The 16673-nt window shown below is 71.7% G+C and carries 16 protein-coding genes and 1 pseudogene; 4 read left to right on the top strand and 13 right to left on the bottom strand.

Annotated elements, in window-relative coordinates:
- From alaS to AC1DV7_RS17085, 4 genes are all read right to left on the bottom strand, one after another.
- A partial coding sequence (alaS, locus tag AC1DV7_RS17100) for an alanine--tRNA ligase (protein WP_477598529.1) occupies positions 1-2672 on the bottom strand: 2672 nt, incomplete at its 3' end.
- Positions 2673-2794: 122 nt separating this feature from the next.
- Positions 2795-3115, bottom strand: a complete 321-nt coding sequence (locus tag AC1DV7_RS17095) for a DUF6167 family protein (RefSeq protein ID WP_477598528.1) — start codon at positions 3113-3115, stop codon at positions 2795-2797.
- 6 nt (positions 3116-3121) lie between these two features.
- Positions 3122-3505 carry a DUF948 domain-containing protein gene (locus AC1DV7_RS17090; protein ID WP_477598531.1) on the bottom strand — a complete coding sequence of 128 codons (384 nt, stop codon included), beginning with the start codon at positions 3503-3505 and terminating at the stop codon, positions 3122-3124.
- 75 nt (positions 3506-3580) lie between these two features.
- Entirely contained in the window at positions 3581-4915 is a 1335-nt protein-coding gene (locus tag AC1DV7_RS17085; protein WP_477598530.1) for a replication-associated recombination protein A, read from the bottom strand.
- A gap of 82 nt (positions 4916-4997) precedes the next feature.
- On the opposite strand from AC1DV7_RS17085, the gene AC1DV7_RS17080 reads away from it, so the two are divergent.
- The 3 genes from AC1DV7_RS17080 (at position 4998) to AC1DV7_RS17070 (ending at position 8881) form a co-directional block, all read left to right on the top strand.
- Complete coding sequence (locus tag AC1DV7_RS17080) at positions 4998-7217, top strand: MMPL family transporter (protein WP_477598527.1); 2220 nt, start codon at positions 4998-5000, stop codon at positions 7215-7217.
- Positions 7214-7960 (top strand): GNAT family N-acetyltransferase, encoded by a 747-nt coding sequence (locus AC1DV7_RS17075; RefSeq protein ID WP_477598526.1) that lies wholly within the window; start codon positions 7214-7216, stop codon positions 7958-7960. The genes AC1DV7_RS17080 and AC1DV7_RS17075 overlap by 4 nt, the downstream gene beginning before the upstream one ends.
- Positions 7961-8056: 96 nt before the next feature.
- The gene (locus tag AC1DV7_RS17070; protein WP_477598525.1) at positions 8057-8881 is read left to right on the top strand and encodes an alpha/beta fold hydrolase; all 825 of its coding nucleotides are present in this window, start codon (positions 8057-8059) and stop codon (positions 8879-8881) included.
- Positions 8882-8945: 64 nt separating this feature from the next.
- Here the strand turns inward: AC1DV7_RS17070 and AC1DV7_RS17065 are convergent, their stop codons facing one another.
- The 6 genes and pseudogenes from AC1DV7_RS17065 to AC1DV7_RS17040 form a co-directional block, all read right to left on the bottom strand.
- On the bottom strand, positions 8946-9377 hold the full coding sequence (locus AC1DV7_RS17065; RefSeq protein ID WP_477598524.1) for a VOC family protein: 432 nt from the start codon (positions 9375-9377) through the stop codon (positions 8946-8948).
- A 9-nt stretch (positions 9378-9386) separates the two neighbouring features.
- Positions 9387-9662 (bottom strand): annotated as a pseudogene (locus AC1DV7_RS17060) (helix-turn-helix transcriptional regulator); the annotation flags it as partial.
- Between the two features lie 12 nt (positions 9663-9674).
- On the bottom strand, positions 9675-9839 hold the full coding sequence (locus AC1DV7_RS17055) for a hypothetical protein (protein WP_477598523.1): 165 nt from the start codon (positions 9837-9839) through the stop codon (positions 9675-9677).
- An 83-nt stretch (positions 9840-9922) separates the two neighbouring features.
- The gene (aspS, locus tag AC1DV7_RS17050; RefSeq protein WP_477598522.1) at positions 9923-11737 is read right to left on the bottom strand and encodes an aspartate--tRNA ligase; all 1815 of its coding nucleotides are present in this window, start codon (positions 11735-11737) and stop codon (positions 9923-9925) included.
- Positions 11738-11821: 84 nt separating this feature from the next.
- Positions 11822-12235, bottom strand: coding sequence for a YchJ family protein (locus tag AC1DV7_RS17045; RefSeq protein ID WP_477598521.1), 414 nt, complete (start codon positions 12233-12235; stop codon positions 11822-11824).
- Positions 12232-12951, bottom strand: coding sequence for a VOC family protein (locus tag AC1DV7_RS17040; RefSeq protein WP_477598520.1), 720 nt, complete (start codon positions 12949-12951; stop codon positions 12232-12234). Before AC1DV7_RS17040 ends, AC1DV7_RS17045 begins: the two co-directional genes overlap by 4 nt.
- 109 nt (positions 12952-13060) lie before the next feature.
- Between AC1DV7_RS17040 and AC1DV7_RS17035 the strand changes: the two genes are divergently transcribed.
- Positions 13061-13543 (top strand): hypothetical protein, encoded by a 483-nt coding sequence (locus AC1DV7_RS17035; RefSeq protein ID WP_477598519.1) that lies wholly within the window; start codon positions 13061-13063, stop codon positions 13541-13543.
- A gap of 94 nt (positions 13544-13637) precedes the next feature.
- Here the strand turns inward: AC1DV7_RS17035 and AC1DV7_RS17030 are convergent, their stop codons facing one another.
- The 3 genes from AC1DV7_RS17030 to AC1DV7_RS17020 form a co-directional block, all read right to left on the bottom strand.
- Positions 13638-14276 (bottom strand): NUDIX domain-containing protein, encoded by a 639-nt coding sequence (locus AC1DV7_RS17030; protein WP_477598518.1) that lies wholly within the window; start codon positions 14274-14276, stop codon positions 13638-13640.
- 5 nt (positions 14277-14281) lie between these two features.
- Entirely contained in the window at positions 14282-15988 is a 1707-nt protein-coding gene (locus AC1DV7_RS17025) for a CTP synthase (RefSeq protein ID WP_477598517.1), read from the bottom strand.
- Between the two features lie 11 nt (positions 15989-15999).
- On the bottom strand, positions 16000-16673 hold a 674-nt coding region (locus tag AC1DV7_RS17020), incomplete at its 5' end, for a glycosyltransferase (protein WP_477598516.1).

The raw sequence follows: 16673 nt of genomic DNA, 5'->3' as shown, positions 1-16673 counted from the left end.
GCCTGGTCGATCTGACCCAGCGCGTCGCCGGTGCGGCTGGCGTCGGTGCCGCCACCCTGGGCGAGGTCGTCCTTGCCGCCACCGCCACCGCCGAGGGCCTGCGCGGCCACCCGGACGAGCGCACCCGCCTTGATCCCGCGCTCCCTGGCGCCGGCGTTCGTCGCGACGACGACGGCCGGTCGGCCACCGGCCGCGCCCGTGAGGGCGATCACCGCAGGGGCGCTGTCACCGAGGCGTCCACGCAGGTCGAGGGCCATGGTGCGCAGGTCATCGGCGCCGGCACCCGCGCCCGCGTCATGGGTCAGCAGGCGGATGCCGTGGACGTTGCGCGCATACTCGACGAGCTTGCCCGTCGCAGCCTGGACCTGCTCGCGACGCACCTTCTCGAGCTCGCGCTCCGCGTCACGCACGCGCGCCACGAGGGCGGCGACGCGCTCCTTGAGCTCACCGGGCTGCACCTTCACGATGTCGGTGAGCTCGGCCACGAGGGCGCGCTCCTTCGCGAGGTAGCGCAGGGCGTCCATGCCGACGAACGCCTCGAGGCGGCGCACGCCGGACCCGACGGAGGACTCGCCGGTCACCGTCAGCGCGCCGATCTGGCTCGAGTGGCCCACGTGGGTGCCACCGCAGAGCTCGCGGGACCACGGGCCGCCGATCTCGATGACGCGCACCTGCTCGTCATACGTCTCGCCGAACAGCGCGAGCGCACCGAACTCCCGCGCCTGCGGCAGCGTCATGTACTGCGCCGACACCGGCAGGTCCTGGCGCACCGCCAGGTTGGCGACCTCCTCGATCTCGCTGCGCGTCTCGGGTGACAGCGACTGCCCCCACGCGAAGTCGAGCCGCAGGTAGCCGGGCTTGTTGTAGGAGCCGGACTGCAGCGCCGTGGGGCCGAGCACCTGGCGCAGCGCGGCGTGGACGACGTGCGTGCCGGAGTGCGCCTGGCAGGCGGACACCCGCCACTCGGGGTCGACCTCGGCGCTGACGGCCTGACCGACCCGCAAGGGCCCGGTCAGCACCTCGACCGTGTGGGCGACCAGTCCCTTGACGGGTCGCTGGACGTCCACGACCCGCAGGTGGGCACCGTCGGCCGTGATGACACCCTCGTCGGCGACCTGACCACCGGACTCGGCATAGAACGGGGTCCGGTCCAGCACGACCTGGCCGCGCTGGCCCGGCTCGAGCTCCTCGACCGGGCTGCCGTCGACGACCAGCCCGAGCACTGTCGCCTCGCTGGTGAGCTCGGAGTACGCACGCCAGTCGGTCGCCCCCAGCGCCCGCAGGTCCTTCCAGACCTCGGTGTTGGCGTGGCCGCCCTTCTTGGACCTCGCATCGGCCTTGGCCCGGTCGCGCTGCTCCTGCATGAGGCGGGTGAAGCCCGCCCGGTCGACCTCGAGACCCTGCTCCGACGCCATCTCCAACGTCAGGTCGATCGGGAAGCCGTACGTGTCGTGCAGCTGGAAGGCCTCGGCACCCTCGAGCGTCGTGCCACCCGCGGACTTCGTCCGCGCCACAGCGGTGTCGAGGATCGTCGTGCCCGAGGCGAGGGTCCGACGGAATGCCTCCTCTTCGGCATACGCGATCTGCGAGATGCGGTCGAAGCCGGCCTCGAGCTCGGGGTAGGAGTTCTTCATCCGCTCCACCGACACGGGCAGCAGCAGCGGGAGGCTGGGCTCGTCGAAGCCGAGCAGGCGCATCGAGCGCACGGCGCGCCGCAGCATCCGGCGCAGGACGTAGCCGCGGCCCTCGTTGCCGGGGGTCACGCCGTCCCCGATGAGCATGAGGGACGAGCGGACGTGGTCGGCCACGACGCGCAGCCGCACGTCGTCGGGGTGGGACTCGCTCGCCGCGTGGCCGGACTCCGCGCCGTACTTCTTGCCCGTCAGCTCGGCCGCCCGGTCCAGCACCGGGTAGACCTCGTCGATCTCGTAGAGGTTGTCGACGCCCTGCAGCAGCGTCGCCATGCGCTCGAGGCCCATGCCGGTGTCGATGTTCTTCTTCGGCAGCTCACCGGAGATGTCGAAGTCGTCCTTGGCGCGCACGGCCGACAGGTCGTACTGCATGAACACGAGGTTCCAGAACTCGAGGTAGCGGTCCTCGTCGACCGCCGGACCGCCCTCGCGGCCGTACTCGGGCCCGCGGTCGAGGTAGATCTCGCTGCACGGGCCACCGGGGCCGGGGACACCCATGTGCCAGTAGTTGTCCAGCTTGCCCCTGCGGGTGATCCGCTCGACGGGGACGCCGATGGTGTTCTTCCACAGGTCGAACGCCTCGTCGTCGTCCTCGTAGACGGTCGGCCAGATCTTGTCGGGGTCGAGGCCGTAGCCGCCCTGGCCCTGGGGGGTCGTGATGAGCTCCCAGGCGAACCGGATCGCCCCCTCCTTGAAGTAGTCGCCGAAGGAGAAGTTGCCGTTCATCTGGAAGAAGGTGCCGTGCCGCGAGGTCTTGCCGACCTCCTCGATGTCACCGGTGCGCACGCACTTCTGGACGGACGCGGCGCGGTCCCACTGCGGCGCCTGCTGCCCGAGGAAGTAGGGCTTGAACGGCACCATCCCGGCGTTGACGAACAGCAGGTTGGGGTCGTCGTAGACGAGCGGCGCGGACGGGACGACCGTGTGGCCCTTGCTCTCGTAGAAGGAGAGAAAGCGGCGCCTGATCTCGGCGGTTTCCATGGGTTACTCAGTCCTTTGGGGGCATGCGACCCGTGCCGACGGCAGTTCGGGCGGGCATGACGAATCGTACGGGCAAGACAGCAGGGGTATGCCGGGGCGGCGGCGCACGGGCGCCGGAGCCCCTAGCGAGCTCGGAACGTGCGCTCGCCCCGAGGACCCGTGGGGTCGTCGAGCAGGGCGCGGGCGGACTCGGCGTCGAGGCGGCCTCCGGCGGCGTCACTCGAGTCGGTGTCGGTGTCGATGCCCAGGGCCAGCCGCAGCTCGCCCTCACGCTCGGCCATGCCCTCGCGAACCGCGGCCGCGAGCTCGCGCAGCCCGTCGCCGAAGTCGGTCAGGCCGTGCGCGACCCCGGCCGGGGTGTAGGCATCGGCGGCCTTGCTGACCTTGCGCACGGCATACACACCGGCGGCGGCGCCCAGGGCGGCCCAGAACAGACGTGGCATCGCTGATCAGCCCCTGCGGCGGCGACGGCCGCCCCCGCTGCGGGTGCCGCTGGCGCGGAAGGCCGAGCGCACGCCGTAGGTGAAGGCAGCGACCTTGACGACGGGGCTGCCGAGCGTGGCGGCGAACAGTGAGGTCAGCGCGTTGGCGTTGGTGGTCATCGCCGCGACGTTCGTCGTGATGCCGTCCACCCGGGCGAGCTGCTCGTTGGTGAGGCTGACCGTGTCGGTGAGCTTGAGCAGGGTGGGCTGGACGTTGTCCGTGGTGCTGCGCAGGCTGACCCTCGTCTCGTCGAGGATCTTGCCGGCCTTGCCGATGACACTCCCCAGCCGGAAGACGAGGAACGCAAAGGCCAGCGCCGCGATCATGCCCGCGATGTCGCCCAGACTCACTGAATCCATGGCGGCACCCTACCCCGCACCCGCGCTCCCAATCGCAGGAGCAACCCCCCGGGTCGCCGCGGCCGGTCAGGTCTTGCGGATGCGCGACTTCAGCCACTGCCAGCGCGGGCCGAGGCGCTCCTCGAAGCCGCGGTCCGTCGGCCGGTAGTAGTCGGTCTTGCCCTGCAGGTCCTCGGGCAGGTAGTCCTGGCGGGCCACGCCGTCGGCCTCGTCGTGCGCGTAGACGTAGCCGTCGCCATGGCCGAGCCGAGTGGCGCCGGCATACCCGCTGCCACGTAGGTGAGGGGGCACCAGGCCACCCTTGCCCGCACGCACGTCGGCGATCGCCTCGTTGATGCCGGTGTAGGCCGCGTTGCTCTTGGGCGCCAACGCGTTGTGCACGACCGCCTGCGCGAGGATGATCCGCGCCTCCGGCATGCCGATCTGGGCGACCGCGTGCATGGCGGCCACCGCGGTCTGCAGCGCCGTCGGGTCGCCCATGCCGACGTCCTCGCTCGCGGAGATCACGATGCGCCGGGCGATGAACCGCGGGTCCTCGCCGGCCTCGAGCATCCGGGCCAGGTAGTGCAGCGCAGCATCCACGTCGGACCCCCGCATCGACTTGATGAGCGCCGAGGCCACGTCGTAGTGCTGGTCGCCGGTCTTGTCATAGCGCACGCTCGCGAACGCCACCGCCTGCTCGGTGTGCGCCAGCGTGATCTCGACCGGCCCGTCGTGGGAGGACCCAGCCGGTATGCCGTCCTGCGCCACTCCCGCGGCCGCCTCCAGGGAGGTGAGGGCTCGCCGCGCGTCCCCGCCGGCGATGCGGACGAGGTGGTCGGTGGCGTCGGGCATCAGCGCGTAGTCGCCGGCCAGCCCGCGCTCGTCCGTGACGGCCGAGGCGAGCACGTCGCGGACCTCGTCGTCGCTCAGCGGGCCGAGGGTGATGAGCATCGAGCGGGACAGCAGCGGGGCGATCACCGAGAACGAGGGGTTCTCGGTGGTCGCGGCGACGAGGATGACCTGCCGGGTCTCGACCCCGGGCAGCAGCGCGTCCTGCTGCGCCTTGGTGAACCGGTGGATCTCGTCGAGGAAGAGGACCGTCTGCCGGTCGTACATGTCGCGCTCGCGGGCCGCGGCGTCCATGACCGTGCGGACGTCCTTGACCCCAGCCGTCACGGCCGAGAGCTCCACGAACCTGCGGTCGGCCGCGTGCGCGACGAGGTGGGCCAAGGTGGTCTTGCCGGTGCCGGGGGGTCCCCAGATGATCGCCGACAGCGCACCAGCGGCTCCCCCGGACCCCTCGATGAGCCTGCGCAGCGGCGACCCGGGTCGCAGCACGTCGGACTGGCCGCGCACCTCGTCGAGGGAGGCCGGGCGCATCCGGACGGCCAGCGGCGGCAGGGAGGCGCCGGAGGGCATCGCGTCGCCGTTCCGCGCAGCCGTTGCCGCACCGAACAGGTCATCGCCAGCGCCAGTACCCACGACTGGCAGGCTATCTCCCGTGACCGACGCCCCCGCGCACCCCGACCGCAGTCGCTCGTGGCTCTCGAGGCTCGGGTCGGGAGTCGCGCACCGGCCGAGGACGGTCATGCTCACCTGGCTGCTGCTCGTGGTCGCTGGCTTCGGCGCGGCGGCGGGGGCGTTCGGCGGCCAGTCGCTGTTCGACCGGCTCGAGACCGGCGAGCCGACGGTTGCGGGTGAGAACGAGACCGGGCGCGACCTGCTCACCCAGGCGGGGGGCTCCCAGCTGTCGACCTACACCGTGCGACTCGACGGGGTCGACCTGGCGTCCCGCACCCTCGCTAGCGCCGCGGTGCAGGCCGCCGAAACGATCCGTGCGGTTCCCGGAGTGGCCTCGGTCGCCATGCCGTATGTCGTGCCCGGCGGGCTCGAGGGCCCGGCCGCGAAGGCGCTGCTCGAGGACGGCTCACCCCGTTCCGACGGCTTCGTGACCGTGGTGACCCTCGCCGGCGACCCGGACGCGGCAGCGCACGAACGCATCGAGGCCGCCGTCGACGAGGCGATGTCCGCGGTGCAGGAGGCTGCACCCGGCTCGACGGTGACGTCCAGCGGCCTGCACCACCTCATCGAGGCCATCACCGGCCAGCTCGAGGTGGACCTGCGCACCGGTGAGGGCATCGCCCTGCCGGTGAGCTTCGTGGTCATGGTCGTCGTGTTCGGCGGGTTCGTCGCGGCCGGCATGCCGATCCTCGGGGCGGTCGCCTCCATCGCCGGGGCCCTCGCCTCGCTGCTGGGGTTCTCCACGTTCCTCGAGCTCGACGCCACGGCCGTCAACGTCGTGACGGTCCTCGGCCTCGGCCTGTGCATCGACTACGGCCTGCTCACGGTGAGCCGGTTCCGTGAGGAGCTCCGGGCGCGGGCCCGGGGCATCCCGGTGGACGACATCACCGCGGAGATGATCAGGGGCGCGGCGGCCCGCACGGTCGACTCAGCCGGGCGCACGGTGGTGTTCTCCGGCCTCACCGTGGCCATCTCCCTCGGCGGACTGCTCGTCTTCGAGGCTCCGCTCATGCGTGCGATCGGGGCCGCCGGGCTGTCGGTCGTTCTCATCGCGATGCTCGTCGCGCTCACGCTCGTCCCCGCCCTGTGCGTCGTGGGGGCGCGGCGGCTGCTCAAGCGGGGCACCGAGATCGCCCCGGAGGAGGGCGTGTTCAGCCGGCTGGCGCTGTGGGTGCACCGCCGGCCGGTGCCGATCATCGCCGTCGTGCTCGCCGCGCTGGTCGCGCTGGCCCTGCCCGCACTCGACCTGCGCCTGACCTCGTCGGGTGAGGTGCTGCTGCCGACGAGCAGCCCCACCCGCCAGTTCTTCGAGGGGCTGGCCGAGGACTACCCCCAGCTCGCCGGTGCCGACGTGACGGTCGCCGCCCGCGCTCCGCTCACGCAGGTGCGAACGTATGCCGAGGGCCTGCGGCTGCCGCAGGGCGTCACGGTCCGCGAGGTCACCAGCGTCGGGGCGGAGGGCAGCGGGCTGGCGGTCGTCCGGCTCGACGCCCCGGGTGAGGAGCTCGACGACCCCTCCCGCGAGCTGGTCACCGAGCTGCGCGACCAGCGGGCCGACTTCCCGACCTACGTCGTCGGAGAGGCCTCCGGGCTCAAGGACTTCACGGACTCGATGTGGGAGCGGGCGCCATACGCCTTTGCGCTCGTGGCGCTGGCCACCCTGGTGCTGCTGTTCCTCATGACCGGGTCGGTGGTGATCCCGGTCAAGGCGCTGCTGCTCAACGTCGTCTCACTGGGCGCCTCCCTCGGGATCATCGTGTGGGTCTTCCAGCACGGCCACCTCGAGTCCGTCCTGGGTTTCGCCTCGGTGGGTGCCGTGGAGTCGACGATCCCGTTGCTGGTGCTGTCGTTCGGGTTCGGGCTGTCGATGGACTACGAGGTGTTCCTGCTGTCCCGGATCGTCGAGCTGCACGAGCGCGGCTACTCCAACGACGAGGCGGTCGTCGTCGGGCTGCAGCGGTCGGGCCGGATCATCACCTCCGCCGCCCTCCTCGTCGTGATCGTCTTCTCCGGGTTCGTGGCCGGGCAGCTGCTGGTCATCAAGGAGACCGGGGTCGGTCTGGCCACGGCCGTCGCCCTCGACGCGACCCTGGTGCGCATGCTGCTCGTGCCGGCCACGATGACGCTGCTGGGTGACTGGAACTGGTGGGCCCCGCCCGGTCTGCGCCGTTGGCACGCCCGGTTCGGGATCACCGAGTGACGGTGCGGCGCATCACCTCCCACGCGGAGCTGCTCGACGCGAGCGCGGGGAGTGCGTTCGTCCGTTACGACATCCCCTCCCCGCTGACCGAGACCGCGTATGCCGTGGACGGCGCCGTGGCCCTCCCGCGACTCACCCACGTGCGACGTCGCGTCCTGCTGGTCATGGGGGCTCCCGAGCCCGTGTCGCGGCTCATGGCGGAGGTCGTGGCGGATGGTCTGCACGCGGGGATGACGGCGGTGACCGTGACACGCGAGTCGCTGGCGGCCGTCGCGGACCTCCTGCCCCTCACGGACGGCAACGACTGGGAGTGGCTGTGCACCCGGTCCGCACCGCCGGTCGTGGCCGCCGAGGCGCGGCTGCAGACGCTGACACCCGACGCCCTGGACGACATCCGGACCCTGCTCGAGGAGGCCAACCCCGGTACGGACGCTCGCCCCTTCGAGGGGGCCGACCAGCAGTGGGTCGGCGCGCGGGACCAGACCGGTCGACTGGTCGCGTGCGGGGTCCGCGAGCCGGCGGTCTCGGGGTGGCCGATTCTCTCGGGCATCACGGTGCACCCGGACGCACGCGGCACCGGGCTCGGGCTCGCGGTCACCGCGCACCTCACCCGGGCTGCCGTGACCGACCGCGGCGTCTGCACGCTGGGGATGTACTCCCACAACCACGTGGCCAGACGGATCTACCTCGGCCTCGGGTACGGCGACGTCCACGCCTGGTCGAGCAGGCGCCTGGCCCGCTGAGCCGGACCCGGACCCCGCGCCCGCGCCCGATGTGCGCGGACGGATCCGGTGTGCCTACATTCGACTTCGGAGCAACCCCCGGACGAGAGGACTGACATGCCCACCGTGTCCCATGGCGACGTCGAGATCCACTACGAGGACACCGGGGGCTCCGGCCGACCCGTCGTCCTCATCCACGGCTGGCCACTCAGCGGTGCCTCCTGGTCGGAGCTGACCCCGGCCCTGCAGGACGAGGGCTACCGCGTCGTGGCCTATGACCGGCGTGGCTTCGGGCAGTCCGGCAAGCCCGGGGAGGCGTCGTCCTACGACTACGACACCCTGACCAGCGACCTCGACGCCCTCCTGACCGAGCTCGACCTGAGCGACGTCACCCTGGTGGGCTTCTCGATGGGCGGCGGCGAGGTCGCTCGCTACGTCGGACGGCACGGCGCGGACCGGGTCCGCAGCGTGGTGTTCGCCGCTGCGATCCCGCCGTGCCTGCTCAAGGACGACGAGCACCCCGACGGGGCGCTCGACCTCGAGACGGTGGCCGGGATGCAGGGTCAGCTGCGCGAGGACCCGCCCGGGTTCCTCGACGGGTTCACGACCAACTTCTTCAGCGCCGATGGCGACCTGAAGGTCACGCAGGCGCAGCGCCAGGAAGCCCTGGACCTGGCCGCCCAGGCGGACGTCCATGCCGCCGCCGAGTGCATCCGGTCGTGGGTCACCGACTTCACCGGCGACCTGGCCGCGATCCAGGTCCCGACCCTGGTCGTCCACGGTGACAGCGACGCGATCGTCCCGATCGAGTTCTCGGGACAGCGCACCCACGAGGCGGTGGCCGGCAGCGAGCTGGTCGTCATCGAGGGCGGACCGCACGGGATCAACACCAGCCACCCTGAGGAGTTCAACGCAGCCGTGATCGCCTTCCTCGAGAAGTAGGCGACCCGGCTCGCACGCCGGGTGCGCCGCCGACTCAGGGGTGGCGGCGCACCCGGTCCGTTCGTCAGCCGAAGTCCGCGGCGGTGTAGCCGCTGCTGGGCTGGACGAGCACCAGCCAGTTGCCCGAGTTGTCGCGACAGAGCGCCTCGGTGCCGTAGGGGCGCGGTGACGGGGGCTGGATGAACTCGACGCCCTTGGCGCTGAGCTCCTCGTAGGTCTTCTGGCAGTCGTCGACGTTGAGCCCGAGGCCGTGCATGCCGCCCTCGTCCTGGGCCCGCCTGATCGACTCGACCATCTCGGGTGCCAGGGGCGGGCCGGGCACGGCGAGGTTGATCGCGAGCTCGGGCTGGGTGGGGTGGACGATCGTGCACCAGCGGTAGCCGTCACCCAGGGTGATGTCGTCCTGCTCCTGGAAACCCAGGACCTCGGTGTAGAACTTCTTGGCCTCGTCCTGGTCCTTGACGAAGACGCTGACGATGGAGACGTTGGTGATCATGGGTCGACCCTAGGAGTCGGCCGCCGTCTCGCGCTTCTCCTGGATTGCGGGCTGTCGCTCGGCCAGGCCCCACATGAAGACGAAGCAGCCGGGGATGTGCGGCGCCCCCGCGGCATACCGGAACTGGAAGTCCTTCGGGCTCTCGCCCACCACCGCGCGGAACCGGCTGCTGAACGACCCCAGGCTGGTGAACCCCACGGCGTGGCACACCTCGGTCACGGTGAGGTTCGTCGCCCGCAACAGGTCCTGGGCGCGCTCGATCCGTCGCTCACTGAGGTAGGCCGCCGGCGTGAGACCCTAGGTCGCGCGGAACAGGCGCAGGAAGTGGTACTTGCTCAGGCCGGCGGCCGCGGCGAGCGCGTCCAGGTCGAGCGGCTCGGCGTAGTGGCGGTCGGCCAGGTCACGGGCCCGGCGCAGGTGGACCAGGACGTCCCCCGGGGCCCGCAGCGTCGGTCGCTCCACGTGCCTCATTGTGCTGGACCCCCGACAGGGATGGGCCGCCCGGTCGGGTGACCGGGCGGCCCAGCGTCGTGCGCGTGCGGGGGTCAGGCGACGGTGTCGACCTTGGCGTCGGCGTCCTTGGCCGGCTCCGGCTTGGCGTCGACGCCCGCCTCCTTGCGCTGCTCCGGGGTGATCGGGGCGGGCGCCGCGGTCAGCGGGTCGTAGCCGCCACCGGACTTGGGGAAGGCGATGACGTCGCGGATCGACTCCGTGCCCGCGAGCAGCGAGACGATGCGGTCCCACCCGAAGGCGATGCCGCCGTGCGGCGGGGCACCGAACGCGAACGCGTCGAGGAGGAAGCCGAACTTCTCCTGCGCCTCCTCCTCGGACAGGCCCATGACCTTGAACACGCGCTCCTGCACGTCGCGACGGTGGATACGGATCGACCCACCGCCGATCTCGTTGCCGTTGCAGACCATGTCGTAGGCGTAGGCGAGCGCGGGGCCGGGGTCGGTGTCGAAGGTGTCGAGGAACTCGGTCTTGGGCGAGGTGAAGGCGTGGTGCACCGCGGTCCAGGCGCCGGCGCCGACGGCGACGTCACCAGCGGCGACGGCCTCCGACGACGGCTCGAACAACGGCGCGTCGAGCACCCAGAGGAACGACCAGGCGTCCTCGTCGATGAGCTCGCACCGACGACCGATCTCGAGGCGCGCGGCACCGAGCAGGGCACGCGACGACTTCGTCGCGCCGGCGCCGAAGAAGATGCAGTCCCCGGGCTGGGCCCCGACGTGGGCGGCCAGGCCGTCGCGCTCGGCGTCGGTGAGGTTCTTGGCCACCGGGCCACCGAGCGTGCCGTCCTCCTGGACCAGCACGTAGGCCAGGCCCTTGGCGCCGCGGCTCTTGGCCCAGTCCTGCCAGGCGTCGAGCTGCTTGCGCGGCTGCGAGGCGCCGCCGGGCATGACGACGGCCCCGACGTACTCGGCCTGGAACACGCGGAACGGCGTGTCCTTGAAGTAGTCCGTGCACTCGACGAGCTCGTTGCCGAACCGCAGGTCGGGCTTGTCCGAGCCGAACCGGCGCATCGCGTCGGCGTAGGTCATCTGCAGGAACGGCGTCTGCAGCTCGACCCCGATGAGCTCCCAGACCGCCTTGACGATGGCCTCGCCGAGCTCGAGCACGTCGGCCTGCTCGACGAACGACATCTCGATGTCGAGCTGGGTGAACTCCGGCTGGCGGTCGGCGCGGAAGTCCTCGTCGCGGTAGCAGCGGGCGATCTGGTAGTAGCGCTCCATGCCGGCGACCATCAGCAGCTGCTTGAAGAGCTGCGGGCTCTGCGGCAGGGCGTACCACGAGCCGGGAGCCAGGCGGGCCGGCACCAGGAAGTCGCGGGCGCCCTCGGGGGTGGACCGCGTCAGCGTCGGCGTCTCGATCTCGACGAAGTCGCGGGCACCGAGCACCGAGCGGGCCGCGGCGTTGACGCGCGAGCGCAGCCGGATCGCCCCGCCGGCCGACGCGGCACCGGGACGACGCAGGTCGAGGTAGCGGTGCTTGAGGCGCGCCTCCTCGCCGACCGTCACACGCTCGTCGATCTGGAACGGCAGCGGCGCCGACGCGTTGAGCACCTCGATCGAGCTCGCGACGACCTCGACCTCGCCCGTGGGGAGGTCGGGGTTGACGTTGTTCGCGCTCCGGGCGACGACCTCGCCGGTCGCGCGGATGCAGTACTCGTTGCGCAGGTCGTGCGCTGCACCGGTGAGGACCTCGTCGCGGGCGACGACCTGGACGATCCCGCTGGCATCGCGCAGGTCGAGGAACGCCACTCCGCCGTGATCGCGCCGACGGGCGACCCAGCCCGTGAGCGTGACGGTCTGACCAGCGTGGTCGGCGCGCAGGGTGCCGGCCTCATGGGTGCGGAGCACGAGAGATCCTTCGATTCAGGCGGTGGTGAACCCGGCCATCCTACGGACCGGGCTGCACCGCATACGAATCGGTTTGGGCCGTGCTCAGTCGCCGGTGACGGCGTCGACGTAGACCCAGCGACCACCGCGGCGGGTGAACTGGCTGCGCTCGCGCAGCACCCCGCCGTCGTAGCGGGCCTCGAACTCCACCTCGCCCACCGAGTCGCCGTCGCGTCCGTCGGCGGTCGCGAGCACGGTGAGGCCCTGCCAGGCCGGCCCGTCCGAGGCGTCGAGGTCGTGGGGCCGGGTGCGTGGGTGCCAGGTGCGCAGCAGGTATGCGGTGTCGTGGACGACGTAGGCCGCGTAGCGGCTGCGCATGAGCCGGACCGCGGACTCGGCGAAGGCCACTCCCTCGTGCAGCGGCCCACAGCAGGAGGCATAGTCCTCACCGGTGCCGCAGGGGCACGGGGAGCCGGCCGAGGCGCGGGAGCCCTCGGTCGTCGAGCCGAAGATGCTCACGACGTGCTCGCGGGCAGGATGCAGAACTCGTTGCCCGACGGGTCCAGGAAGGGGGTCCAGGGCAGGTCGCCCCAGTCGTGCTCGAGCCGGACGGCGCCGAGGGCCTCGGCTCGCCCGACCACCTCGGCCGCGTCGTCGCCCGACTCGAGCCGCAGGTCGAGGTGCAGCTGGTTCTTCGCGACCTTGGCCTCTGCGGTCGTGAAGAACTCCAGGATGACTCCCCGGCCCGACGGGTGGCGCAGCGAGACGGGAGCCGACCCTGCGTACGCGCGCCACCCCGACAGCTCTGACCAGAACGAGGCATCCCGGTCGGGGTCGTCGCCGAGGATGGGAACGGCGGCGACCGGGCCGGTGTCGCGGTACTCCGCGCGATCCTCCATGACGCAGAAGGCGTGGCCCTCGGGGTCTGCCAGCACCACCCAAGGCACGTCTCCCTGGCCGATGTCGAGGTGGGAGGCCCCGAGCCCGAGCAGCCGCTCCACCGTGGCAGCCTGGTCGCCGCCCCCGTGCAGGTCGAGGTGCAGCCGCGGCGAGGTGGCCGCGGGCCCGTCGACCTGCTGGAAGCACAGGTCGAGTGTGGGTCCACCCTCCACGGACAGCCGGGTCTCGTACCCGTCCGCCTGGTCGGTCAACGTCTGCGTCCCCAGCGCCTGCTCCCAGAAGCGTCCGAGGGCCTGGGGCCGGGCAGCGTCGAAGACGAGGTTCTCCAGGAACATGTGCGGGAGCCTACGTCGCCATCGAGGGCCGTGGGGTCGCGGGCCGACGGGATCTGGGCTACGTCACCGGTGGGACGTGCGCGCCGCGTGCCCGTCCTAGCGTCTGGACATGCGGACATCTGCGCGGGTGTGGTCGGTGCTGGTGGGGACGGGTGCCGGGGTGCTGGGAACCGCGACGTGGCTGGGTACGGTCGCTCTCGCTCCCCCGGTCCCGAGCAACGCCCTGGGGGCCACGGGCCTCGTCCTGGTGTCCATGGCGGCGGCCTGGTGGTTCGCGCGACACCGTGCGCCGTGGACGGCGTCCCTCGCCGCCGGCGCAGTCGGCTGCTGGATGGTCGTGGGGTCGGTCGTCGAGCTGATGCGGGTGGTGCCCGACCGATGGGTGCCGTCGATCGTCACCCAGGCGATGACACCGGCGGACAACGTGCGCGAGAGCCGGATCGAGACCGTGGACCCGTATGTCGGGTTGGGCTTCCTCGGCCTCGTCCTCCTTGTCGGACTGGTCGTGGCCCTGCGTCCCCGGCTCGCTCGGCGGATCGGGCACTGGCTGGTGCCGCCCGTCGGGACCGCTCCCGCACCCCTGGTGCGCTGACCGGCGGCAGCGCCGACAGGGTGGTGAACGGCCCTCAACCAGCTCGGTGAGGGCGGTTCACCACCCCCTCGGCGTGCGGTCTCGCGCCGACCGGTCAGTCCCCGCGCTGCGCCGGATGACCCGGCCAGGGGGCGTCAGCCGGGCGCAGCGTGGCCCAGTCGAGGTCCCGGGCCGCCAGGGCGGCCAGGGCGGCGATCGCCAGGGTGGAGTTGTGAACCCGTCCCGCGAGGACCGCGTCCCGGACCTCCTCGAGCTCGACCCAGCGCACCGGCATACCCAGCTCCTCGCCGTCACGCACGTGCCGGTCGGCGTGGTCGACGGCCGTGAGGTCGCGGGCGAGGTAGATGCGCAGCGCCTCGTCCAGTCCCCCCGGTGAGCTGACGTAGTCGGCGAGGACGTGCCACGTGCCGGCCACCAGGTCGGCCTCCTCGTGGAGCTCGCGAGCGGCACCGACGTGCGGCGGCTCGCCGTCGACGTCGAGCAGCCCAGCCGGGATCTCCCACTCGAAACTGCGGACCGGGTGGCGGTACTGCTGGATCACGCACAGCCGCCCGTCGTCGTCGAGCGCGGCCACGGCCACGGCGCCGGGATGACGGACGTACTCGCGCACCACCTCGCCAGCCTCGCCCAGGTCGACCCGGTCACGCACGACGTCCCACACCATGCCGCTCAGGGCGACCTCGGTGTGCACCACGGGCCGGCCCTCGTGGCGGTCCGCCAGCTCGTCGACCACGCGGGTCAGGCCGTGGCTTCGGCGACGACGCGGGGGCGCTCCACCTCGACCAGCCGCGACTCACGCTGCCGCTCGATGGCGGCACCGACCAGCCCGGCGAAGAGCGGGTGGGCCCGGTGCGGCCGCGACTTGAACTCGGGGTGCGCCTGCGTCGAGACGTAGTAGGGGTGCACGTCCCTCGGCAGCTCGACGAACTCGACCAGCCCGAAGTCAGGGTGCGTTCCGCTGATGACCAGGCCCGCCGCCTCGAGGTCGGTGCGATAGGCGTCGTTGACCTCGTAGCGGTGCCGGTGGCGCTCGTCGACGCTCGTCGTGCCGTAGGTCTCAGCGACCACGGAGCCCTCGACCAGCGTGGCGCGCTGGGACCCCAGGCGCATGGTGCCGCCCAGGTCACCGGCACCCTCGACGAAGGCCTTCTGCTCCTCCATCGTGGCGATGACGGGGGCCGTCGTCTGCGGGTCGAACTCGGTGGAGCTGGCGCCGTCGATCCCGGCGACGTTGCGGGCGTACTCGATGACCATGCACTGCAGGCCGAGGCAGATCCCGAGCGTCGGGACGCCCTTCTCGCGAGCCCACTTGAGCGCGCCGAGCTTGCCCTCGATGCCGCGGACGCCGAAGCCGCCCGGCACGAGCACGGCATCGACGCCGCCCAGCGCCTTCTGCGCACCGGTGTCGGTCTGGCACTCGTCGCTGGCCACCCAGCGGATCGACACCTTGGCGTCGTGGTGGAAGCCACCGGCACGCATGGCCTCGGTGACGGACAGGTAGGCGTCGGGGAGGTCGATGTACTTGCCGACCAGCGCGATCTCGACCTGGTGCTCGGGACTGTGCACCCGTCGCAGCAGCTCGTCCCAGTCGTGCCAGTTGACGTCGCGGAAGTTCAGCCCCAGCCGCCGGATGACGTAGGCGTCGAGGCCCTCCTTGTGGAGCACCTTCGGGATGTCGTAGATGCTCGGCGCGTCGACTGCCGCGGCACAGGCCTCGGTGTCGACGTCGCACATCAGCGAGATCTTGCGCTTGATGCCGTCGGGGATCTCGCGGTCGGCACGCAGCACCAGACCGTCGGGCTGGATGCCGACCTGGCGCAGCGCGGCGACGGAGTGCTGGGTGGGCTTGGTCTTGAGCTCGCCGCTGGGCGCGAGGTAGGGCACGAGCGAGACGTGCAGGAAGAACACGTTGTCGCGCCCCACGTCGTGGCGCACCTGGCGGGCCGCCTCGAGGAACGGCAGCGACTCGATGTCACCGACCGTGCCACCGATCTCGGTGATGATGATGTCGGGCGCCTCGGCGGCCTTGACCCCGGGAGCGCCGGCGGCCTGGGCGCGCATGCGCTCCTTGATCTCGTTGGTGATGTGCGGGATCACCTGGACCGTGTCGCCGAGGTACTCGCCGCGGCGCTCCTTGGCGATGACCTGGTTGTAGATCTGCCCGGTCGTGACGTTGGCCTTGCCCACGAGGTTGCTGTCGAGGAACCGCTCGTAGTGGCCGATGTCGAGGTCGGTCTCGGCGCCGTCGTCGGTCACGAAGACCTCGCCGTGCTGGAAGGGGTTCATCGTGCCCGGATCCACGTTGAGATAAGGATCGAGCTTCTGCATGGTGACCCGCAGACCGCGGGCCCTGAGCAGATGTCCGAGGCTCGAGGCCGTGAGGCCCTTGCCGAGTGAGGAGGCAACGCCCCCGGTTACGAAGATGTGTTTCGTCTGCTCCACCACGGGATTCAAGCCTACGTCATTGCGAGCAGGTCGGAGTACCACTCGCGCCAACGACTCGCCGTGGCTGTGCCGTCGTCCCACGATGCGGCGCGGGCGCGCCCCTCCACAGAGGCCGTATGCCGTGCGGCCGGGTCCGTGAGGAACGCCTGCACCGCGGCGGCTGCCGCGCCGGCATCGCGCACCGGGACGAGGACCCCCACGCCGTCCACGAGGTCCCGCAGGCCGCCGGTGTCGGTCGCGACCACCGGGACGCCGGCCGCCATGGCCTCCTGCACGACCAGCGCCCTGGCCTCCCAGGTGCTGACGAGCACGAACACGTCGGCGGCGCGCAGCCAGCGCGCGGAGTCGTCCTGCTGGCCCACGAAGTGCACCGGCAGATGCTCTCGCGCGACCCGCGAGCGCAGGTCGTCGAACAGCGTCCGGTCGCCACCGCCGACGACGACACCGGTCGCCGCCACGGGGAGCTGCGTGAACAGGTCGACGAAGGTGCCAAGGTCCTTCTGCGGGGCGATACGGGCGATCGTCAGGACGAGGGGCGTCTCCCCATCGGTGCGAATGCCGTTCTCCTGCAACAGCTCTCGCCTCAGATCGGACCGGGCGGCGGGGTCGAGCGGGTCGTGGCGCACCAGCTCCGGGACCAGCGGCGACGGCACGGGCGCGAGCCGGGCCGTGCGGGCACCGTGGC

Source organism: Pedococcus sp. P2_E4, from assembly GCF_056403935.1.
Note: the sequence above shows the minus strand (reverse complement) of the source record. Positions and strands in the feature narration are given on the sequence as shown.